The organism is candidate division WOR-3 bacterium (genome assembly GCA_039802005.1).
Classification (GTDB): Bacteria; Hydrothermota; Tepidihabitantia; order SM23-42; family JAOAFX01; genus JAOAFX01.
This window is the reverse complement of sequence record JBDRVV010000021.1, coordinates 25,414-48,302: the sequence shown is the minus strand read 5'-3', so window position 1 is coordinate 48,302 and position 22,889 is coordinate 25,414. Positions and strand designations below refer to the sequence as shown.

Sequence of the window (22,889 nt, the reverse complement as noted above, 5' to 3'; positions counted from 1 at the left end):
ACCGAGATTTTAAAAATGTTAATGATTAAAAATGGGATAAGAAGAACAAAGGAAGGTTATGTTCCAACAGAGCGCTTCAAAAAATTAGAAGTTGCAGAATCTGTCTCTTCAGTTATTTTAGACCAGATAGATAGAATGAGTGAATTGGATAGAAGAATACTCCAATATGCGTCAGTTTTAGGTAGATCATTTGAACCCACCATTTTGTCTAAAATTTTAAAAATTTCAGAAAGTAATTTGGTTGAAGAACTTGAAAGATTAGAACACTTTGAAGGATTTTTGGTTTCAAAGTCTGAAACCAATACCTATGAATTTACCACCCCTACGACATATGAAGTGGTTTATAATTCACTTTTGAAAACAAAAAGAAAAGAACTCCACACAGAAATTGGTAGAGAATTAGAAAGAATCCCCGAAGAAAAGATTTTTGAAAATTTAGAGAGACTCGCCCACCACTTCGCCCGTTCTAATGATGAGCGAAAAGGAGTTCATTATTTGAAATCAGCGGCTGATAAATCATATCGTCTCTATGCTTTAAAAGAAACTTTGAACTTCTTTGACCAGGCACTGGAATTACTTCACAAAAAAGAATTATCATCTGAAGAGTTGCGTGACAAGATGGAAATTCTTAGAAGAAGTAGTTTAGTATTACGATTAACTGGAAATTTGTTTAATGCAGTAAAATATCAAAAACTTTCATTGACCATCGCTCGCAAACTTAAATCATCAACAGACGAAGCAGGCGCCAATCTAAACATGGGTGAAATCCTGCGGCAAATGGGACAACCCAAAAAGGCTTTAAATTATTTGCTGAAAGCAAGAAAAACAGCTCAGAAAATAGGAAATAAAAACATCCAAGCGCTTGCTGAAAATAATTTGGGCAACTACTATATGCATATCGGTAATTTAAACATGGCTGAAAGGTGTTTTTTAAATGTTATAAATCTGTGTATTGAATTTGGAGATAGAAGAAGTATGGCATTAGCAAATCTAAATTTAGGTAATGTTGCCGAAAGAAAGGACAACTTGATTAGTGCAATTAAATATTACAGTATAGCACATAGTATTTTTGAAGATATCGGTGATAAAGAAAATACTTTGCGCAGTTTACATCAGATTGCAATTTCACAAATGCTGGCGGGAGATATTGATAAATGTCTATCAAATTTGAAAAATCTGATTGATCTATCAGTAAAATATGGAGATAGGCTTATGGAATCATTAGCGCTGGGTAGCATAGGAGAAGTATATGGAAGAATGTGGCAATTAGATAAAGCGTATGAATATTTTTCAAAATCTTTGGCAATAGTACAGATGCTCGGCGAACCACAACAGAATATTGTATTAAATATAAATATTGGGGATGTTCATCTATATCAAGGGAATTTGATGCAAGCAACAGGTTATCATAAAAAAGCGGTAGAAATTGCAAAAAAGATCCAGGATCCTTTTAATGAAGCACTGGCACACCGCTCTCTGGGCTTGGATTATTACTATTCTGGCAATTACAAAGAAGCAATTGATGAATTATCACAAAGTATAAATATCTTTGAAGGAATCGGAGATCGAAGGAACCGAATTATTTCTTTACTCGCTAAAGAAATTGTAAAAATAAAAATAGGTTATACTAAAGAAATTGAGCAAATGTTAAACGATATTGAGAAGAAAGCAAGAGAAGTAAATGATTTAGAAATTCTTTCACTTGTGCTTGATGCAAAAGCAGATGGGATTATCAATACAAAGAAATATGAAAATGCACAACCAATCCTTGAACAATTGTCTGATTTAACAAGACAGATCGGCAATAAAAGATTATTTGCCTGGACCAATGCCAAATTATCAGAAGTTCAATTCAATATCGGTTTATCAAATCAGGGAGAAAAAACTTTGGAGAAAACTCTAAGACTTGCGCAGGAACTCGGTGATAGAATACTTGAATCCTTTGTTTATCTAATCAATGCAAAAAGATTAGTTAAAATAACTGAATATGTAAAAGCACTTAACCTTCTGATGAAGGCTAATGAACTTGCCAATCAGTGTAGCAGTAAGCAATTATTGGCAGAATCACTATTAATTACTGGAGAAATATACAGAAGACTTGGAAAAAACAAAGATTCTGAAGAATATTTTAAAAACTACAAAAAAATTGTTAAGGAAATGACCAAAGAATTTAGCCAGGGAAACAAGAAAAATTTATCAAAGTTTTCAGACTAATCCAACAGCTATTTCAGATAGATAATCTTAATTATTTCATCCTTATCTCGTATTGCAAACCTACAGAAATAAATTCCCGGCGGTAGCAAATCATTATTATTATCCAAGCCATCCCAGACTACATAATCAGATTCCTTAATGATTAAATTGCTAAATTCTTTCACAAGCCGACCACTTACATCATAAATTTTTAAAGAAATATCCTGCGTTGCAACATATTTTGCGGGCAGAAATATTTTAGTCTTTTTGTAGAATGGATTTGGAAATGCCAATAATCGTGAATTTAAAATTTTAGATTTTGGATTCATTTCCTCTTCAATTCCAATCAGTTGTCTACGGGCTGGAACTTTTCCTGAAGTTAAACCATCAGAACCCCAGGAATAATATTGAACAATATTTTTGTATGTGCCAAGAGGATTAGAAATAGGAAATGCGTTTATAATATTATTTGTGGTTTCTTCAGTCATCAAAACAACGAGCTTAAAGGAATTACCTGCGGTATACGACATCGTATCATAACGTATATAACCCTCCGTATACATAAAATTATTTACTACATTATCTTCCACGACAACGGTGCCACCGGAATCAACAGAAACCCAAGAGCCTCGCCCATCCTTCGTTGCAACCCATTTTCTGTATCGTCTAATATTTGCATTTTCTATAATTAAGCAATAATCTGGTCTGAAGCTATCCACCGCGGTTTTAAAGAAACCAGACCTGCCTGTAGTTCCATTATAGGGTACGGTGCTATCCGCGCCACCTGACTTTGTATCAACATAAATAAACAAATCTCCTTCGGTATTAAAATTGCACCTTGCAAAACCAAACTCAAACAAAGCCGGTGAATTCGGATAATTCCAGGTAACAAAAAGGGAGTCAAAATCCGTTCCGGTATCATTTTTTCTGCGTCTATCAATGAATTCGTATTTATTTGAAAAATCCTTAACATAATTCGTTCCAAAGATAATCGTATGCGGGGTAACCGAATCTCCCGCAACAACTGCCCTTGGTTCTGCCCCCAATGCACTCCACAATGATTCTTCATCACTGACTTTTAACGCAAAGACAAGTGTATCCATTGGTGGTAATCCTATCAGGTTCTGGGTGATTAAAGTCTTAACAGGCTGTGATGCGGTATTCCATGTCTGATAATATGTTTCTGTGGAATCGTTGAACGCGGTTTCGGAAGTTATTTTAGTGCGTGAAAATTTGAGTTTATAATTTCCTTCGGCGGATTCATTTGGTTTATCATCTGAGACGACTCTCCAGGTCATCGTTACCCTTCCTTCTGAAGACCCGGTGGTGGCGGTCAATGTAGTTATTGGTTCGGGCTGGCAGTGTAATCCTAAATAACCGAGTAATCTGCGATAAAATTCAGCATAAGTATGAGGATGAACTGTACCTCTTATTCCACTCAATGGGAAAGTGGCATAAACTTTGAAACTATCCTGAATTGGTTCGCTATGTTCTTTCCAGTATGTCCCGGAGCCAACCGCCCTACCGGTTGCCCATCTATCCGTTGCACCACTCCCCCTAAGAATTAATTCATACCCTGATTTGGCACTGATTGAATCCGGATAGTTATCTACCAGAGTTTTGTAATTGAATTTTAAAGTTTCATCTGCGAATGAAGTTCCCGTAACACCATAAAGTGTATCTATGTTACCCTGTATGTATGATGCACCTGGTCCGAGATAATTTGCGCCATACTTATTGAATAACGCAGTTCCATTATACATCTCGCCAAAATCACTGCCTTCAATCATTGTTGGCTGTCTACTATTTATATAATCAACAAGCGTTGCCTGTTCGGTGGTGTTTATCACACCGGCGGATGCTTCATCTGTTCTATAGCCAAGGTTTACAAAGACTGCATCATAATTGAGTAAATCCCTTGACTTTTGACGCCCTGCCAAAGTATCTTCATTAAATATGCGATATTGTCCATTCGTATTTAATTCCATTATCTGGTCAACGATCGCTGAATCAAGGTCAAGAAATATTGAATCAGGTTCATCAATCGGATCTTCGTTCCAGTCAGAAGTCAAAGGATTATCATAATTTTCGTCATCAAAATACCAGCCTTTTCTTCCTCCTATGGTATCATATGGAGTTATACGAATTGTGTCACCAAGAGGTATCATATTATCATTAGTTTTGAAATACGCACGACAAAAAATATCAAAATAATTTTTACCCATAATTGTCAGACGTTCCTGGCTCACCCAGGCTACAATACAACTATCTGTATTTTTGCATTCCACATCAGGATAACCCTGATTAAGGGTGTCTTGATTTATAGTGAACTCCGGCTTTAAACTTGAACCAATCCAGGCACGTCCCATGATGTCGAAACCGGTTCCAACGCTACGAAATTCATCCCATACAATAAAATAATCATTATTAGGAAAAACCGTAACACGTGGAAAGCGTGAATTATTAGTGGTTGTTGTAATAGCAATCTCTGGGCTAAGGGTAATATTATTAGTACCGGGCCTCATCTGGAAGGTTCTGCAATAAATATCAATATCAGCGGCACCATACCAGTATTGCCAGACAATCGCACCAAATCCATACTGGTTAACGGAGACTGCAGGATAATCTTCATTACCACCAGTATTGCTTACCCTTATTCTTTCTGCTATAAGATCACCGTTTCTATTGCGATATTGCAAATATACTGAACGCTGACTACCATCACCGCTGGAATCATCATAAACGACAACAAATCCCGAATCACAAAAAGCCACACGGGAAATTGGAATATGATGCCTCAAAGAATCAATCAATTTCGCAATACCACTATTTAATAGACTGCCATTAGCATCATAAAGGCGCCAATCTATCCGTGGATAATTACCAGGATCGTAGTTTGTAAATGAAATAACAAATTGTCCATCATTTTTGCAAGAAACTGAAGGTCGCTTTTGAGACCGAGAACCAGAATAAACTGTAAATGGTATATTATTATAAATCCTTGCCTTTATTTCAGTTGGCCTTTGATTACCGGGTTGATACATTGAATCCTCCCAAACGAAGACGCATTGATTGCTGGGATTACCTTCCAGATCCGGATAAATTTGTTGATACTGACAGAAAGAATCAATGCTTACCATTGTGTTACCCCCAATCATACTACCACTCCAGCGCACTTGCTGCCTATAGATATCATAGTCATTCCATCTTGAATCCTGCCAGCCGATGAATGCCCCCCAATTTCGTGCACCAACCACAGGAAAATATTGCATTGATTTTCCACGGTCGTTATCCCATAGGTATATGGAATCAACATCTACTTGTGCCCAAAGGATAAAAGGTGTGATAATCAAAATTAACAACAAAAGTTTCTTCATCATAACCTCCTTAATAATCACCAAAATTTTTTGGCAAATCATTTTCCAGATGTTCTGAGAACCTCTATATGTAGGAATAAAACCTATATAAAAGCTCACAAAATATCTGTTAAAACTTCAATAGCATTTAATTACGAAAACAATTTACATCCCCAACCTGTTTAAATTATATTTACACTTCTTTTCTTGTCAAGAATTATTTTTTTTAATACTATTCCCTTATCTTCCCTTTCATTGGAACGAAGCGGACGGGTATGAGTTCCTTTTTTTCTAATTTACCATTTATTTTTTTGTATAAAACAAGCATCTGAAATTCATCGCCTTCGGGCATCACAAGTCTACCATTTTCGGTGAGTTGTTCAATCAATGGTTCTGGAACTCTTGGTGCAGCGCAGGTAATGATTATACAATCAAAAGGTGCCTTTTCGGGCCACCCCATAAATCCGTCTCCACATTTTACATAGACATTTTTATAACCAAAACTTTCAAGCCGTTTCTTGGCAGATTCGGCAAGGGAAGGAATTATTTCTATAGTATATACTTCTTTTACAATCAAAGAAAGAATCGCTGCCTGATAACCAGAACCTGTTCCAATTTCCAAAACCCTTTCCCTGCCTTTTAATTGCAAAACTTCAGTCATAAGTGCAACGATATATGGTTGAGAAATTGTCTGTCCTTCACCAATCGGCAACGGCCCATCGGTATAAGCATATTTTTCGTACTCCTCTGGTACAAATTTGTGTCTCCCAACTTTTAGCATCGCATTTATCACATTTGAGTCTTTAATTCCACGGGCGATAATCTGTTCATCCACCATCTGCCGGCGTGCAATTTCATACCAGGGTGATTCCTTTTTTGTATTCTGGGTGCAACTCAAAGATAATATTAAAATCAAGGCAAGTCTTTTCATAGAAAACTAATGAGTTATAAATAACCGCAAACCTGAAGGTTTGCCCTACATCTTTTCGAATTTTATTTTAATCAGACCTAAATTTGCATCTTTGTCTGCAATGACGAAAAGTATACCCTCACTCTTGGCTTTTGCGAGGAAAATTATTGCATCGGTATAAAGAATTATTGAGGCATCTTCCTGCACAAAATTTTTCTTGATCTGATTAACAATCTTTGCGGACATTGCTCCGAATTTTTCGGAATCATAACCATGAACAAACTGACTATCTACTATGAAACCATCATAGGTTGCAAGTCCAACACCTAAAACTTTCGGAATTTTTATAATTTGTGATAAATCCATAACTTACCCCAGTATTTTTCTAATTTCTTCAATAATTTTGCGAGCATAAACAAAGACAAGACCCGGTTTTGCTTCAGGTTTTGTTATTATACATAACAACGATTCACCTGCAGTAATAACACAGATTGTCTCATCACTTTTTTCAATTATAAATTTTTCTAAACTACCTGCTTTTAAAAATGTAAAGGCATTATCAGCATCATTGAAAACGCCAGCAACAAGCGCACAGATTTCTTCTATATCATCCCTATCTGGATAATAACTCTGAATGAGTAGTCCATCCCTTGATAATATAAATGCACCCTTTACAGACTTTATATCAATTAATTTTTTCATAGGTTCATTCAAGGCATCAAGCGGACTGGCTTTTTCAATTTCTTTCTCTACAACCACGGGTTCAAGCCCTATTTCTGGCAAAACAGGAGTAATCTCTGCCTCTTCTTTTTTCAAGGTTTCCTCAACAACGGGTTCCTGAACAGGAACAACCTCAATCTGTTCAGCCTTTGAAATGTCTTCAGGTTTGATTTCGGGTTTTAGTTCAGTTATCTTTTCTTTTTCAGGCTCTATCTTTTCAATAACTTCTTCTATCGGCAGTTCTGGTTTTGAAATTTCTTCTTTCGGGACTGCAACCATTTCAGGCGTAATAGTTTCAAATGGCTTTTCAATCACCGGCTCTTTTGTAACCTCTACCATCTCTGGCTTCGGCTTTAACAAATCAAGTTCTTGCTTTGCTTCTTTATTTTCAGGATTTATCTTTAATGTTACTTCATAAAATTTGATTGCCTTTTCATAATCACCGAGTTTTTTATAGATATGGCCTAAATAAAGATTTTCGTTTTCACTCTCTTTCGCCTGTTCATATATTTCTTCAAGAATTTTCAGTGCCTGTTCTGTATCACCTTTAAGATAATATGCCCTTCCCAAAATTATTTTTCCGAGTGTATAATTGGGATTTCTACTCAACCCATCTTTTAAAATTGATATTGCCTCATCAATCATTCCCGAAGTTAAATAAACGTCTGCCAGCGTAGCAAATATAAGTGCCTTAGAATCCATTGCAAGTTCATCTGCCATATCTAATCTTACCTCCTTAACCTATAAACCACCTTTTAAGAATTCCATCATCTCCATAGTTATATTCAAACAATGGGTAATTTTACTTGCCAGTTCTTCATCCGGGCTTAAAAGCATTGCCTTTTTCCAGTAGCCGCATGCTTCATCAAACTTACCTTCTTGAACTGCGATAATACCGAGATTATAATAGGGAACTGGTTTTGAGGGTTCAAGTTCTACTGCCCGCTGAAAATAGTTCTTTGCCTTAGTGCGGTCATTCTTCTCAAGATAATACAACCCTGCCGAAGCGTAAAAATCATAAATTTCAGGTTTATCTTTTTCCAGCATATCAATATATTTTTCCGCCTTTTCAAAATCCTTTTTCTTCAGGTGTATATTCAATAGTCCTAAATTAACTGAAGTATCCATTGGATTTTTTTCGTACAATTGGTTGTAAATAATCAAAGCATCATCCAGCTCATTCAAGGTAAAACTTAATGAAGCCAGTTCTCTTAGCCAGTCCGGATTGTCATTTTGTATCATCAAAAGACTGCGATATTTTTCTTTCGCCTGCTTTAATCTACCAAGTGTCTTTAACATATTCGCAAGTGTCAAAATAGAATCAATGTCATCAGGATGTTTTTTGGTAAAACTTTCCAGTTGATTAATTGCATCATCTATATTACCCGCTTGAAATAAAATTTTGGATTTGAGTATAACTGCTTCGTTCATTTCAGGAACGAGTTTAAGTGCTTCATCAACCATATTCAAAGCCTTATCAAATTCATTTTTTCTCAACAAATTTTCTGCTTCCTGTATATAATCCTGAGGTGTGGGAACTTCAAGGGTTGGGAAAAATTCTTCAACTTCTTCAGCAATTTTCTCTTCAAATTTCTCTTCTATTCTGGATGGTATGTAGTATAAACCATATTCATATAATTCTGGTGCAATTGCAATACGATATTTTTCTTTTTCATAGTTTGGTTCAATCTCCATGCCTCTTCGGATATTTGATAGGCCATCTTCAAATTGTCCCATTTTCATTAGTAAAAAACCCAGGTTATAATATGCACCCGCATAACTCGGCAAAACATTGATAATATTTTTAAATGAAGTCACTGCCTCATCATCCCTTCCTAACTCAGCATAAACCACGCCACGGAAAAAATTGCTGTCAATAGATTCATCTTTGAAGAGTTTTAATACCTGCTCATAGTCTCCCTTTTTATAAAGATACATACCCAGATTGTATTTTGCATCTTCACTACCTTGCTCTATAGCTGCATTAAAAATTTTCACCGCTTCTTCAATTTGATTTAATAAATAATTGGCGAGCCCGAGGTTTGCAAGTCCTTGAATATAATTTTTATCAACCGCAATTACTTTCTCAAAACAGGCTTTAGCCTGCTCATAGTTATTTTTCTTTAAGTAAACAGATCCCAAGCCATTCAGACCCCTCACCGACAGTGAATCAAGTTCGAGACAGCGAGAAAAATAATTATAAGCATCATCCAGTTTATTTAAAAAAAGATTCACCTCTCCCAGCGAGGCGAGTAATTCTGAGTCATCTTCTTTAAATTTCAACGCCTCTTCAAATTCTCTTTTTGCCTCAGTAAACAACCCCTTATTCCGGTATGTCATACCCAGATTGTAATGAGCCTGAAACTCATTAACTGAACTCTTGGGGACCCCCAGTTGCTCTTTTAGAAAATCAAGATAACCTTTGTGTTCTTTTAATTCAATTGGTAGATTGGGCTCAAATTGAGCAAGTGCAGGATTTAATTGAATTGCCTTTTTAATTTCTTCCCTGCCTTCCTTGTGCATTCCCTTCTCACCCAAGGCAAAACCTAAAAAGAAATGGGCTTCGGCAGAAGCCGGATCAAGCATTATTGCTTCCTGAAAATTTTTAATCGCAAGATCTATAATCCCTTTATTGAAATATATTTCACCAAGCAGGCGATAACCTTCAGGAGAAATTTTTATTTCAAGGCTCTTTTTTATCTCCTCAAGGGCATCGTCATATTTACCGAGATTTCTGAGCGTAATACCAAGACCAAAATGTGCTTCGTAAGAACCTGGATTAAAATCAAGAACCTTGCGGTAGTAGATTATAGCCTGAGAATATCGATTCAATTTCCTGTATGTATCAGCGAGTTCAAGAGTTTTTATTTCATCAAATGGCTCCACATCAATATGATGTGCAAGTTCCTTTACCTTGCTATCAAGTTTTCCAGATTTCTTCAAAATAATCTCTAAATTATTCCTTGCAAGCGTGAAGTTTGGATCAATGCTTAATGCCTTTTCTAATTCCTGAATTGCTTCTTCATAAAGTCCTTTATTATAATAAACAACTGCAAGATTGTTGTGTGCACCCGGGTCATTATCCGGGATTCTTTCAGCAAAACTTTTCAATACTTTATATTCTTCTGGTGAAATCATTTTATAGCAAATTTAGTTTTTTTAACATAACTTCTAAACTTGAATTATCAGGGAGCAATAGAAAATAGGCAGAAAGTGGCTTATTGAAATCTCCAAAATCAAATTGAGTCTCAATGCAGAAAATAAAATCCTTCTCATTACCGAATTCAACAATTACACTGGAGAGAACTGCACCGACCATATCAATTATCATCCCGGGAACTGAAGGGAGAATCAAAAGTCCCAGCAATTCGCCAAGGGCGTTCATATAGGCACAGGACAATATATTTGAAACTTCTTTTAGTAAAGATTCTTGAAGTTCAATTGTACTTTCGTGTCCTTCGGGCATCAATAGTCTTGTTAATTCCTGGGCATCTTCATAAGGGTATATAAGTAGCGTTCTACCTGTCAAATCACCAAGGAAATATAATAAAACTGATGCGACAACATCGTTAGGGTCGGCAATCTTCAATATCACTTCTTCAAGTTGACCAGTATAAAGTTTCGGAACACGAATCATTACCTTTTTACCAAGTAACTGAGATAATGATGTGGCTGCATGTCCGCCTCCAATATTGGCGACTTCGGTTAGAGCATCAATCTGCTTTACGGTAAGATTTTTTGCATCAATCATTCAAACCCCCTCGGATCAAGTATCAATATAGGTTTGCCATCTCCATAAATTGAACAACCCGAATATAGTGAAGAAGGCAAAAATTTGTCTGCTTTTTTAACAACAATTTCATCCTCACTCAATATTTCATCAACAATAAATCCTCTTTTTTTTCCTTCATAATCAACGACAATTACTGATTTTTTTCCCGATTTCGTTACACAATTCAACATTTCAGATATTCTGACAAGAGGTAATATACTATTTCTGAGTTTAAAAAGTTCATGCTTACATACAGTCTGTATACTACTATCATCAATATAGAAAGTCTCCTGCACAAAATTAAGCGGAAGTGCATAACGTTGGCCATCCATCCCCAAAACAAAGGCACGAATCACCGCAAGGCTGATAGGAAGTTCAATGATAAATGTTGAGCCCTTCCCTTTTTCTGATTTTATCTCAAGTCTACCGCCCAATTCCTTAACAAATGAATTGACTATATCAAGCCCTATTCCCCTTCCTGAAACTTTTGATACATCCTTTTTTGTTGAAAAATCAGGTCTTAATAAAAATTTAAGCAATTCTTCAACTCCTAACTTTTGGGCAGTATCATAATCAACGAGATTCTTTTCAACAATCAATCTTCTTATCTGTTCTGAATCGATTCCCCTTCCATCATCGGAAACACTGATTCTAATAAATTCTTTTTCTCTCGTTGCATTCAAAATTATTCTGCCTTTCTTTTCTATCCCATGGTCAATAGCATTTCTTAAAAGATGCATAATTGGTTCCTTAAGAACATCTATGATTGAGCGGTCAACCTCAATTTCACTGCCAATTATTAAAAATTCAATCTCTTTATTCTGTTTTTTTGCCTCATCCCTTAGCCAGCGCGGGAAAAATTCAAATACTGTTGATAATGGAAGCATTCGCAATCGCATCATTTCATCCTGCAATGCAGATATTAACCTTGCCGCATTCTCGCTAAGATTTTGAAGTTCACTATCTTTTGACTCCGAACTTAGTTTAACAAGACGAGATTTTATTATGAGTAATTCATTCGTAAGATTAAATAAATTGTCAATCTTTGACATTTTCACTCTAATCTCACCAAGTTCAGCATCTTCAACAACCGCTTTTTTTAATGTAACTTCCTTTCCCTGTTTAATTTCTTCACAAATTGTCAACAATTCACTCGCTGGTGGCACAACGGCATTATTTTTTATTGATTTTAAAAACTGTGAGAAGTAATCAACTATGATAAAGAGAAACTCGACCGTCTTCCTATCTATCTCCCCTTTTGTTTTAGGTTCGGTGAGTAGGTCTTCAACTGAATGAGCCAGATTACCGAGTTCTTCAAAACCCATTGTCTGTGCCATTCCTTTAATTGTGTGTAAAATTCTAAAAACCTCAAGTATTGAATCTCGGTTTTTCCCATCCTTCTCAAGGATCAAAAGATCCTTTTCAAGTTGCTTTATATACGATTCAGTCTCGCTGATAAAAAGGGATAGATATTCTTCCAACATTTTTATATATTATTAATTTATTTCTTCATAATCCGTTCAATAGACTCAAGAACCCTTGAAGGTTGAAAGGGTTTTACCACATAGTCTATTGCACCTGCTTGAACGGCTTCAAGCACAAGTGCCTGCTGTCCCATTGCTGATACCATTAAAATTTTCGCCTTCGGATCAATCTTTTTTATTTCTTTAACCGCTTCAATCCCGCTCATATCCGGCATAATAATGTCCATAGTAACAAGATCCGGCTTTAACTCTTTATATCGCTCCACCGCTTCTTTACCAGTTGATGCCTCACCACAAACAGTATGCCCACCTTTTTCTAAAATATCGGTTAGCATCCGACGCATAAACATAGCGTCGTCCACCACCAGTATTCTCATTTAACCTCCTTTTTCCTCAAACCCCTGAATAATGAACCCTTTACTCTTCTTCTGAAAACCATAGTAAATTAATTTTATCTTAATTTTTTAAAAAGTCAATATCTTTTTTATGTCTCTTTTGCAAAAATTCGGGGTAAGTTTAATATTAAAATTGGCTTTTCTTCAGTCTCATAAGCACCAAGGAAGAAATCCTTATCTTTTTTCGTAGAGAGCAATTCGGAATTTCTATTTATCAATTTTTCATCAATCTTTTTTGTTCCAAGCAAACGATCTATTCGCAAACCAGCAATTCTGTCTTCTTCTTCAACAACCAATAATATATTGCACAGTTCATCACCAGCGATACCAAGACGTTTGCGTAAGGAAATGACCGGCACAACCTCACCCCTTATATTTGCCAGTCCAGTTAAAAAATCCGGTGCTTTTGGTACGGGGACATAAGAAGATAATTCTGTAACCTCCCGCACCTTCTTTATATCCAAGCCGATTGATTCATCGGCAACCTTAAAAATGATTAATGTATCCATAATTATAAGCAAAAAAGGTTACGAAAACGGACCAAACCAAATGGGTCAACTGTAAAACCCTTTATATTTTTTTGGACTGCGTAGCAATCGACTCCGTGAGAAACGAAAACCCAGAGCGCATTTTCTACAATAAAATTCTCTATCTTTTGATATAGTTCAATTCTTCTTCTGGGGATCTGTTCAGCCCGGGCTGACTCAATCAATTTATCGAGTTCTTCATTAGCATAAAAAGATGTGTTACCACTCGCGCCAAAATTCTTTGAATGGAATAGTGTATAGACAAAATTATCTGGATCACCATTGTCTGATACCCACCCCCTCAAACTAAGCAAACTATTTCCACTATATGTTTTATTCAAAAACTCATCCCAGGGCAGGGGATTTATTTGGAGATGGATACCAATCTTGGCAAATGAATCTTTTATGAATTCTGCCCTTTTCACATTATCAACGCCCGCGCGGACATCAAGGACAAATTCCTCAGGTATTCCACCTCCGAATCCTGCCTGCCGCATTAAATCCCGCGCTTTTTTAATATCATACTGGTATATTTGAAGATTACTATTATATCCTGGTAATCCAGGTGGATATACTCCATGTGCGGGTATTGCCTTCCCTTTTAATAATGTGCGACAATAATAGTCTCGATCAAAGGCATAATTCATTGCTCTGCGCACATTCAAATCTAAAAACGGACTTTTTTTAGAAAAGTTTATGGCAAGATACTGAGTAGATAAGCCAGGTCCTGTATATACATCTTCCTGCGAAAATTCTTGTAGCATATTTGAGGTTAAATTAAGAATGGAAATTTCACCTCTTTTAAATAATTCTATTGCTTCTGTGTCGTCATGAACTATTTTAATAACACATTCGTCAATCGGTGGTTTACCGTCATAGAATTCATCAAATGCCTCAAGAACAATTTCGTTGTTCTTCTCATAAGAAACAAGTTTATATGGACCACAGCCAACCGGTCTGTCCGGATTAAAATCAGAAGGAACTATATCACATACACCGCAGGCAAGATTTGCGAGAAATGGAACATAGGGAAATTTCAATATAAATCTGATATGATAAGGGTCAATAACAGCGATCTCAGTGAGATACTCAATAAAATTTGCATTAGGACCTTTTTTTACTTTATTTAATGAAAACAAAATATCCTTTGCCTGCACTTCAATTCCGTTATGAAATTTTACCCCTTTCTTAAGACGAAAGTCCCAAATCCTTCCATCTTCAGAAACAGTAAATGCAAATGCAACACCGGGAATAAGGTGGTTAAACTGATCAAAAGTGTAAAGACCGGTAAATATTTGCTCAATTACCTGATGGCTTGTAGTATCTGTTTTTATAGCAGGGTCAAGCGTTATTGGGTCTTCAGTCGCACGCAATACGATCTTTTTCCTTTTGGTCGTAAGTAAAAAGATATCTTTTTTAAACTCATTTATAATTGCCTTCATCTTCTTTGTTAATTCTTCTCCTGATTTTATTGTTGTTCCATATGAAGAAAAATATTCATTTATTTTGTGATACTCAGTATCAAAATTTCGGTAATGTTCTCCAAGCATTCTACACTGATTTACCATTTCCGCTGTGGACGAAAACATTTCTTGAGAAAGTGCTGAAATATTATCAAGAACTTTACTGCTTTCTCCCACTGCTTCCATTGAGATGGTCAGAGATTCCAAGCCAAATTCAACATCTTCAGTTGTCCTGACAAAATAAGAAATTAGATGATTAATGTCTTTCAGTATCTCGCCAACAACAGAATCAATGCTCCCAACAAATTCAGAAGACCTCGTTGAAAGCGTCTTGATTTCATTAGTAACAACCCCGAGTTCCTCTGCAAATTTCCCACTACGTGCACTTTCAATACCCGCATATAAACCCAAAAGACGAGAGCGTTCAGTAATCCTTTTTAATTCCTGAACCGGCCTTTCTATTTTAGTTATAAGATTTTTTAACTTATTAGATTTTTCATTTAAAGAATGCAGTAATTCACCAATATCTTGATAAAATACTTTAGCACGGCTCAATGTTTCATTTGCAAAATTGTGGGTTTTTGTCCAAGATTTTATCCGATCAGATATTACTCCTATTACTTCGTTGAGGTGTTTTGCCTCCGAAACAAACTGTATTATCAATCTTTCTGAAGTATGCATTTCAAGCTTCCTTAATTCTAAATTGAAAAAGTGCTCGTGTTCTCCCTCCAATCTTGGTTCATTTTCCAAAACTTGTTTTATGGTGTTGAATAGATAATAGAAATTCTGCTCGTCGTCGGCAATAATCAAGTTGTTCTTTATATTATTAAGGTGTTGAAAAAATGCGCCCAAAAACATTTCAGTTATTGCAGTTGTTCTGATGATACGATAAATATCACTAAGATATTCAGGCAATTTATCACTTTCTTTTTGTAAATTAATATACAGATCCTTCTGTGTAGATACACTGTTAGATATATCCCGAATAGAATTTTCAAGATACGGAATTAAGGCAAGTAATTCGTTATTGATATTCAAAAACTTATCAGCAATCTCTCTTAAATATGCAATTACATCCCTAATCTTTTTTAAATCCTGATTTAATTCGTCGATATTTTTTAATAATTCGTTAGATATTACAGGAATGATTTTAGTCGGTCCCTGGGCATTTCGAACTAAATCTGTCATTTCTCGCGCAATTACCTCAAAACCCCTGCCCTCTCTCCCGGCATGAAAAGCGGTTATCCCCGCATTTCTTGATGCAACCTCTATTGATTCGGAAACAAAATTGATGTTGTAAATAGTCTCTGCAAGATTCCTAACACCGAGTTGGATTTTCTTTAAAACCTCAGCAATATTATTAAGGTCTGAACTTATTTTCTCTGATATTAACACAGATTCTTTAAAATTCTCAATGCTTTTTTTCAAAAATTCGTGCGTCTTTTTTATTTCAGCATCAAATACAACTACACCTTCAAGAACGAGTTCTACGGTTGCAGATAAATTATTGAAACGGTGACGGATTTCACTCAAAATTTCTGAGTTAGTTTGAAGTCCAGTATCAATCCTTTGACCGGTGGATAAAAAATCTTGAAAATTTGAATCATACTGAATAAAAAGAGGTTTAAGCCTATCAATTATAGTATTCCTTAAATTGTCAGCCATATAGTATTATTTTATCGAAATTTTAATGTTTGTCAATTAAAATGTTTATCTAAGAAAAATTAGCGAAACTCCGCATACTGCTATTAAAGTACCAATGATCGCAATATAAGTAACACGTTCCTTAAATATCCAATGCGAAAGAGGAATTAAAATCACCGGAGGGAGTGCCATCAATGTAGATGCGATACCTATATAACTATGCTGTATAGCAATTAGAGAAAGCCAGACACCGATAAATGGTCCGAATATAGCACCACCCAGCATTGCAATATCAGCTTTCTTATTGGATAAACGCAAAACAGTTCTAAAAGCCTGTTTTTGGAATAAAGCAATAATCCATATAAAAATGGCACCTGACATAATTCTGATTAAATTTCCAGACAATGCCGGAAAATTGTTATACAAGAGTCCTTTTTTCGACGCAAAATAACCGAGTGCCTGGCATAAAGAAGCACCCAAACCACAAAAGACACCTGCCAAAAATTCTTTGTTTTTTTGGTCTGTCTCTCTTTTTTCATAAAGCACCAATGAAATTCCTGCGATCGTAATCACAATTCCTGAAACTTCTATTAAATTTAAATTTTCGCCAAGAAAAATCCAGGCGAGCATCGATCCAAAAATTGGAGAAAGTGACATCAGCAACATTGTCAGGCGTGGTCCTATCAAAACATATCCACGAAATAAAAAGGTATCACCGATTGTAAAACCAATTAAACCTGATATTCCAAACCAGAACCAATGTTGACGACAAGCATTTGCAGGTATTGGACTTCCAAACAAAAAAAAGTGAGTTAACATCAGAAATAACATTCCCAAAACTAATCTGATACGGTTTACCTCATTTGGACCAATCAATCTTGATGCGATAGTAAAAAAAATTGAACCAAACGCCCAGCAAAAAGAAGTTCCCAATGCCGCAATTTCACCTATATACTTCGCCATAATAATCAATAAAAATGTATGATATTATTTTTCCCTGAAACCAAAAACCCCACAATCAACCAATTTATGTTTATTCATTGATAATAAAAATGCCAGGGCGCAGAATCGAACTGCGGACACCCGGATTTTCAGTCCGGTGCTCTACCAACTGAGCTACCCTGGCAAAGATTGTTTATTATATTAAATTTTTTAACAAAGTCAATAGTTTATTTACCGCTCTTCTCTTATTGCACCCACGAGTTCTTCAATAAGGTCGTAAATGGTGATTATTCCAACCGCCTTAAGGTTTCTATCTTGAATAACAGCTATATGTTCTTTTTTCTCTTTCATCTTTAAAAATACCTGCATACATTTCTCGTTTTCGTTTATGAAAAATGGCGATTTAATTTGAACTGAACCGTAAAGGAAGTAGTCTTTTGTATTAATTATACCGATAACTTCATTTTTTTCCATATCCAGTATAGGGACATATCTGAATATCCTGTCGGATTCAAAACACAATTTCTTAAAATCTTCACCCTTTCTACAGACCAATGCCATATTTATTGGAACCATAATTTCAAAAACTTTTCTTTTCGAAAAATCAAACAATCTTGCAGCAAGCAAACTTGTATCTTTTTCATATTCACTTATCGCAAAGACTATGTCCTGATGGCGGATGATTGCGCCAATGGAATGCGTTTTAAATAGGCTGGCAAGACTCTGGCTTATTCCTGCAAATAATGTAACAATAGGTAGAAGCAGAGTTTTGAAAAAAACAATCATTCTTGCGGTTATCATAAGTGTTCTTTCCGGATATAACAGGGCTATGGATTTAGGTATCAATTGACCGAATATCAAAGAGAAAAAAGATAATATAATAGTAGAAAGAAAAACCCAATTTTCACCATGGTTGCTAATAAAATATATTGCCATAAGATTGGAAGCAATCACAATAAGAAAATCTTCGCAAACAAGTATCGTTGAAAAAAATTCTGCAGGTTTTTGAATAAATTTTTTTGTTATCATAGCCCAGGATTTTTTCTCTTCTGCAGAATAGAAGACCTTCGTTTTATCTACACAAAGAAAGGCAGTTTCTGATGAAGTAAAGATTCCGATTAGCAGGACTAATATTATAGCAAGTAAAATTAGTAGCATATCAAACCCCAGGAATATCACCAAAAAGATATTTAAAAACATCATTCAGGGTAACAATACCTAAAAATTCCCCTTCATTATCACACACCACGGCAAAATGCACTCCTTTTTTTCTAAATTCAGCAAGTAATTCGTCGATCGGTTTTGTATTTAGGACAAAAAATGGCTTACGCATACACGCTGAAACCGGGGTATTGCTTTTTAAATTTTTCAGAATAATGTCTTTGGCATATAATACTCCTATTACCTTATTCTCATTATCATACACGCAGATACGTAAATGTCCTGTTTTTTTCATTAAATTGATTGCATCATCCACCGACTCATTCATATACAATCCAATTACATTCTTTAATGGAACCATTATCTCTTCAACAAGGGCTTTTCCGAATTTAAGTATTCTATACCCTAATTGTTCTTCTGTCTCATCAAGAATTTTTAATTTTTTTGCCTCAACCAACATTTTTTTTATATCCTCTTCTGAAATATACACACTTCGTTTAGCAGGAATAATAGTATGTGTGATTGCAGTTGTAATTTTTGTGAATGGGATTGTTATTTTGTTAAGAAATTCAATAATAAAACTTAATTTTAATGAAAAAAACTCTGCATTGTTAAGAAAAATAGTTTTGGGTGTAATTTCACCAAAAAGTAAAAGGACGAATGTCATTATAAATATCTCAGAGAAATAAAAGAACACCGGGCTTAGCTGATAATTTTGCAATACCTGACTTATTATTATTGTTGCAACAGAAGATGCGCCGATATTAACCAGGTCATTCAATAATAGTAATGTGGAAAGCGTCTTACCAGAATTATCTTTTATGCGAGATAAACTCTTTGCACCTTTTACATTATCAAACAATAGACTCTTGACACGAAATTTACTTATGGAAAAAACTGCCGCTTCCATGCCCGAAAAGAAAGCACTACAAATAATTAAAACAAAGATTATAACCCAGTACAAAATCATAATTTTTTTAATTAATCAATCAGATAGAAATTTCTTTATATATTCCCTACATTTTTTATCCATCAACATTTCAGCTTTTTTTGTTTTATGGTCATAACCAGCAATATGTAATAGACCGTGCACCAGATAATAATACAAATCTTCAGGAAAAATTACTGCGTCCATTGATATGTAAATCTCACCAAGATTGCCAAGGTTGAAAGAAATTACATTTGTCGTTTTATTACGTTTAAAAAACTTTTTGTTTAACTCTTTAAGATAAGATGCGTCAGCAATTACAACATTAACTGAAGTTAAATCATAAAATTTTTCTTTTTCTAAAACATACCTCGTAAAATTTTTTAATCTCAATGTATCACAAATTTTATTATCTATCAGATTATAAATTTTTATTATTATCTTCTTTAGTTTCATTTTCATAATCAATCCTCGGATGGAAGATTCCTAACAATATAGGCAGAAATGCAGTCTTTATATGTTCAAGGTCAACCCTGCTTATAGGGCAATCATCAAGCTGACCTTCGTTGAATTTTTTATCAAAACTATCTTTTAAAATTTTCTGCAATTTAGTGACGGTAATATTTTTTTCTGCGCGCGCTGCTGCCTCCACTGAATCAGCGAGCATTACAAGTGCTGCCTCTTTGGTCTTAGGCTTCGGGCCAGGATAATTGAAAACATCTTCGCTTATTTTTTCTGCAGAATGGAGGGCTTTTCTATAAAAACTTTCAATCCGGGATGTTCCGTGATGTTCGGAAATTATTGAAAGAATCTTTTTGGGCAATTTCATATCCTTACCCATTTCAAAGCCATCTTTGACATGTGATATTATAACAAGGGCACTCATCTGTGGTTTTAGATTATCATGGGGATTTTTCTGCCCAATCTGATTTTCAATAAAATATTCTGGTTTTTTTAACTTTCCAATATCATGATAATATGCACCAACACGTGCAAGGACTGGATCAGCACCAATGGCACTCGCACCCGCTTCAGCAAGGTTACCGACGACAACTGAATGATGATAAGTTCCCGGTGCACGCACTGACATCTCTTTGAATATTGGAAGATTTAAATTACCAAGTTCTATCAAAGTAAAATCAGTTGTAAAATCAAAAAAGTGTTCAAAAAGTGGCAGGAATATTGCCAGTGCAACAACACTTATAAAGGCATTCAATATTCCCAGTCCCATATTTATTATATTTATACCGGTTCTTGTGAGGTAATTATCAATAAAAAAAATAACAACAATATTAGCAAGGCTTAAATACAGCACAGGGCGATATAACAGATATCTGCTTTTTAAAGAACGCACAATTAAATTTGCGACAACACCAGTTATCAAGAGGAAGACAAATGTCGGTAATGAATTATATATAATTCCAAAAATTGAACTTAAAAAAAACGCTATAAAAAAACCTGCATAGAAATTAAAAAAGACCGAGAATAAAAATATGAAAAAAGAAATGGGTAGCAGGTAAATCGTTCCTGTTTCGTAAGTAATCTTGCCTACAGCCACATAGATTACTAATAGTAAAAGTACAAAATACAAGTTTTTTTCTTTAAATAATTCTAAATTCGCCTGGCGGCTGTAGTACAAAAACAATAAAAATAGACCGATAAAAAGTAAATTACGGAAGATGAGTGTCTTTAAAATTGCACGTGTCCCGGAAGCAGTGTAAGTCTTTTCGAGCGCCATTAGTTTTTCTATTGCACTACGTTCAATTTTTTTATGTTTTTCAACAATCAATTCACCCTTCAATACTTCGCCCTTGGTCTTTTTAACATTCGCATAAACTTCGTCAATCCTTCTTTCTGTCTCCTGTTTGTTAAAAATTATATTTGCTTTAATGAAAAATTTAACTAATTGTCTATATTCATTTGGTACCTTTATACAGAGGATGCTCTCTGCTTCAGCGATTGAATAAATTTCATCAATTGATATTAATGTTTCTTTGTCTCCCCTTATCACTATCAAAATCTTATAAGGAATGGATTTATCTGAAATAATACCTTTGGAAAGGTAAAAGCCTAATTCCTTTAATAATTTTCGGAGGGTATATTTGTAGTCATTCTTTAACAGGTACTGTACTAAATCCCTTGGTAAACCAAATTCTCTTTGAATTAAATAGATAACTGAATCGCGATTATACACGTTTTTAAGTGTGTCGATCATTTTTTCCAGACCGCCGATCGTCGTCTCTAAATTTTTGACAACACCATAATTATAATCATACACAGGGGGAAGGCGCTGAGCAATTGCACTCCTTTCCTCAATTAGTTCATCTTCGGTCTTGGGTATAGAAAAATCATAAGGTGCAATTATGTCTTCGGTAGCAATCTCCCCTTCCTTAAAATTAAAACGTCTTCCCCCCAATGGTGGCAAAAAGATTATATTTAAATAAAAAAGCACTGCGATTAGAAGAATATATTTATAATGAATTTTTATTTTCATAAGCACGAATTATGTCCTGCACAAGTTTATGTCTTACAACATCATTTTCATTCAGATAGACAAATTTAATACCTTTTATACTAGATAATAGTTGTTGTATTTCAACAAGTCCGGAAAGAACATTAGTTGGAAGGTCAATCTGAGTTATATCTCCGGTAACTACCACCTTTGACCTCCATCCCATCCTGGTTAAAAACATTTTCATCTGCATTCCTGTAGTATTCTGGGCTTCATCAAGTATTATAAAGGCATCATTCAGTGTTCTCCCCCGCATATAGGCAAGCGGTGCGACTTCGATAACTTTCATATCAAGATATTTTCTTATGCGGTCATATGGCAGAAAATCATTTAATGCGTCAAATAGGGGACGCAGATATGGATCAACCTTTTCTTCAATGGCACCAGGAAGAAAACCAAGTGACTCCCCAGCTTCAACTGCTGGACGGGTTAAAATGATCCGCTCTACTTTTTTATCCATCAAATAGGAAACTGCTTTTGCCACACCAAGGTATGTCTTTCCTGTTCCTGCAGGTCCAATACTGACAACAATGTCAAATTCATCTATTGCTTTTAAATACGATTCCTGTCCAGGGCTCCTTGCACGCACGGTGCGCTTGGGTGTTATAATTGTACTTAATCCTTCTTCTTCATCTGATTGAACATATTTCTGGGGGGTAAAAGGCTTAGGATAAGACTTCAATACATCCTGTATAAAGACTTTCGCTTTCTTTACCTTTTCGTTGGGTCCTTTTAAATATATTGTTTCATTACGAAATACAACAATAATACCGAATTCACCCTGTACATATTTCAATAGTTCATCCTGCATACCTAAAATATATGCAGGATCATAACCACTTAATGAAATTGCTGCTTTCAAAAAATTATTTGTTCTTAATC

At 35.2% G+C, this 22,889-nt stretch carries 17 protein-coding genes and 1 tRNA gene; 1 reads left to right on the top strand and 17 read right to left on the bottom strand.

The window, feature by feature from the left end; genetic code table 11:
• A partial coding sequence (locus ABIL69_07920) for a tetratricopeptide repeat protein (protein MEO0123913.1) occupies positions 1-2,214 on the top strand: 2,214 nt, incomplete at its 5' end.
• An 8-nt stretch (positions 2,215-2,222) separates the two neighbouring features.
• Here ABIL69_07920 and ABIL69_07915 read toward each other — a convergent pair.
• The 17 genes from ABIL69_07915 to ABIL69_07835 form a co-directional block, all read right to left on the bottom strand.
• Positions 2,223-5,570 (bottom strand): T9SS type A sorting domain-containing protein, encoded by a 3,348-nt coding sequence (locus tag ABIL69_07915; GenBank protein MEO0123912.1) that lies wholly within the window; start codon positions 5,568-5,570, stop codon positions 2,223-2,225.
• Positions 5,571-5,781: 211 nt separating this feature from the next.
• Positions 5,782-6,480, bottom strand: coding sequence for a protein-L-isoaspartate(D-aspartate) O-methyltransferase (locus ABIL69_07910; protein ID MEO0123911.1), 699 nt, complete (start codon positions 6,478-6,480; stop codon positions 5,782-5,784).
• Between the two features lie 45 nt (positions 6,481-6,525).
• Positions 6,526-6,825 (bottom strand): hypothetical protein, encoded by a 300-nt coding sequence (locus ABIL69_07905; protein MEO0123910.1) that lies wholly within the window; start codon positions 6,823-6,825, stop codon positions 6,526-6,528.
• Between the two features lie 3 nt (positions 6,826-6,828).
• Positions 6,829-7,899 carry a tetratricopeptide repeat protein gene (locus tag ABIL69_07900; GenBank protein ID MEO0123909.1) on the bottom strand — a complete coding sequence of 357 codons (1,071 nt, stop codon included), beginning with the start codon at positions 7,897-7,899 and terminating at the stop codon, positions 6,829-6,831.
• 21 nt (positions 7,900-7,920) lie between these two features.
• Positions 7,921-10,317 (bottom strand): tetratricopeptide repeat protein, encoded by a 2,397-nt coding sequence (locus ABIL69_07895; GenBank protein ID MEO0123908.1) that lies wholly within the window; start codon positions 10,315-10,317, stop codon positions 7,921-7,923.
• A 1-nt stretch (position 10,318) separates the two neighbouring features.
• The gene (locus ABIL69_07890; GenBank protein MEO0123907.1) at positions 10,319-10,930 is read right to left on the bottom strand and encodes a chemotaxis protein CheC; all 612 of its coding nucleotides are present in this window, start codon (positions 10,928-10,930) and stop codon (positions 10,319-10,321) included.
• A complete protein-coding gene (locus tag ABIL69_07885) occupies positions 10,927-12,435 on the bottom strand; it encodes an ATP-binding protein (GenBank protein MEO0123906.1) in 1,509 nt (502 codons plus the stop codon). Before ABIL69_07885 ends, ABIL69_07890 begins: the two co-directional genes overlap by 4 nt.
• 17 nt (positions 12,436-12,452) lie before the next feature.
• Positions 12,453-12,812: a response regulator gene (locus ABIL69_07880; protein ID MEO0123905.1), complete on the bottom strand. Its 360-nt coding sequence runs from the start codon at positions 12,810-12,812 to the stop codon at positions 12,453-12,455.
• A gap of 107 nt (positions 12,813-12,919) precedes the next feature.
• Complete coding sequence (locus ABIL69_07875; GenBank protein ID MEO0123904.1) at positions 12,920-13,351, bottom strand: chemotaxis protein CheW; 432 nt, start codon at positions 13,349-13,351, stop codon at positions 12,920-12,922.
• Positions 13,342-16,485, bottom strand: a complete 3,144-nt coding sequence (locus ABIL69_07870) for an ABC transporter substrate-binding protein (protein MEO0123903.1) — start codon at positions 16,483-16,485, stop codon at positions 13,342-13,344. The genes ABIL69_07875 and ABIL69_07870 overlap by 10 nt, the downstream gene beginning before the upstream one ends.
• Before the next feature lie 45 nt (positions 16,486-16,530).
• Complete coding sequence (locus ABIL69_07865) at positions 16,531-17,427, bottom strand: DMT family transporter (GenBank protein ID MEO0123902.1); 897 nt, start codon at positions 17,425-17,427, stop codon at positions 16,531-16,533.
• Between the two features lie 90 nt (positions 17,428-17,517).
• Positions 17,518-17,590, bottom strand: a tRNA-Phe gene (locus ABIL69_07860).
• Between the two features lie 47 nt (positions 17,591-17,637).
• Positions 17,638-18,564, bottom strand: a complete 927-nt coding sequence (locus ABIL69_07855) for a CNNM domain-containing protein (GenBank protein ID MEO0123901.1) — start codon at positions 18,562-18,564, stop codon at positions 17,638-17,640.
• A 1-nt stretch (position 18,565) separates the two neighbouring features.
• Entirely contained in the window at positions 18,566-19,537 is a 972-nt protein-coding gene (locus ABIL69_07850) for a hemolysin family protein (protein MEO0123900.1), read from the bottom strand.
• Between the two features lie 15 nt (positions 19,538-19,552).
• Positions 19,553-19,957, bottom strand: coding sequence for an rRNA maturation RNase YbeY (gene ybeY, locus ABIL69_07845; protein MEO0123899.1), 405 nt, complete (start codon positions 19,955-19,957; stop codon positions 19,553-19,555).
• Positions 19,917-21,989, bottom strand: a complete 2,073-nt coding sequence (locus tag ABIL69_07840) for an HDIG domain-containing metalloprotein (protein MEO0123898.1) — start codon at positions 21,987-21,989, stop codon at positions 19,917-19,919. Before ABIL69_07840 ends, ybeY begins: the two co-directional genes overlap by 41 nt.
• Positions 21,967-22,869, bottom strand: a complete 903-nt coding sequence (locus ABIL69_07835) for a PhoH family protein (protein MEO0123897.1) — start codon at positions 22,867-22,869, stop codon at positions 21,967-21,969. The genes ABIL69_07840 and ABIL69_07835 overlap by 23 nt, the downstream gene beginning before the upstream one ends.
• Between the last annotated feature and the right edge of the window lie 20 nt (positions 22,870-22,889).

Excerpts from the sequence above, each read along its gene's own strand:
- ABIL69_07915 (MEO0123912.1), bottom strand. The coding sequence starts at position 5,570 with ATGAAGAAACTTTTGTTGTTAATTTTGATTATCACACCTTTTATCCTT.
- ABIL69_07910 (MEO0123911.1), bottom strand. The coding sequence starts at position 6,480 with ATGAAAAGACTTGCCTTGATTTTAATATTATCTTTGAGTTGCACCCAG.
- ABIL69_07905 (MEO0123910.1), bottom strand. The coding sequence starts at position 6,825 with ATGGATTTATCACAAATTATAAAAATTCCGAAAGTTTTAGGTGTTGGA.
- ABIL69_07900 (MEO0123909.1), bottom strand. The coding sequence starts at position 7,899 with ATGGCAGATGAACTTGCAATGGATTCTAAGGCACTTATATTTGCTACG.
- ABIL69_07895 (MEO0123908.1), bottom strand. The coding sequence starts at position 10,317 with ATGATTTCACCAGAAGAATATAAAGTATTGAAAAGTTTTGCTGAAAGA.
- ABIL69_07890 (MEO0123907.1), bottom strand. The coding sequence starts at position 10,930 with ATGATTGATGCAAAAAATCTTACCGTAAAGCAGATTGATGCTCTAACC.
- ABIL69_07885 (MEO0123906.1), bottom strand. The coding sequence starts at position 12,435 with ATGTTGGAAGAATATCTATCCCTTTTTATCAGCGAGACTGAATCGTAT.
- ABIL69_07880 (MEO0123905.1), bottom strand. The coding sequence starts at position 12,812 with ATGAGAATACTGGTGGTGGACGACGCTATGTTTATGCGTCGGATGCTA.
- ABIL69_07870 (MEO0123903.1), bottom strand. The coding sequence starts at position 16,485 with ATGGCTGACAATTTAAGGAATACTATAATTGATAGGCTTAAACCTCTT.
- ABIL69_07865 (MEO0123902.1), bottom strand. The coding sequence starts at position 17,427 with ATGGCGAAGTATATAGGTGAAATTGCGGCATTGGGAACTTCTTTTTGC.
- ABIL69_07855 (MEO0123901.1), bottom strand. The coding sequence starts at position 18,564 with ATGCTACTAATTTTACTTGCTATAATATTAGTCCTGCTAATCGGAATC.
- ABIL69_07850 (MEO0123900.1), bottom strand. The coding sequence starts at position 19,537 with ATGATTTTGTACTGGGTTATAATCTTTGTTTTAATTATTTGTAGTGCT.
- ybeY (MEO0123899.1), bottom strand. The coding sequence starts at position 19,957 with ATGAAAATGAAACTAAAGAAGATAATAATAAAAATTTATAATCTGATA.
- ABIL69_07840 (MEO0123898.1), bottom strand. The coding sequence starts at position 21,989 with ATGAAAATAAAAATTCATTATAAATATATTCTTCTAATCGCAGTGCTT.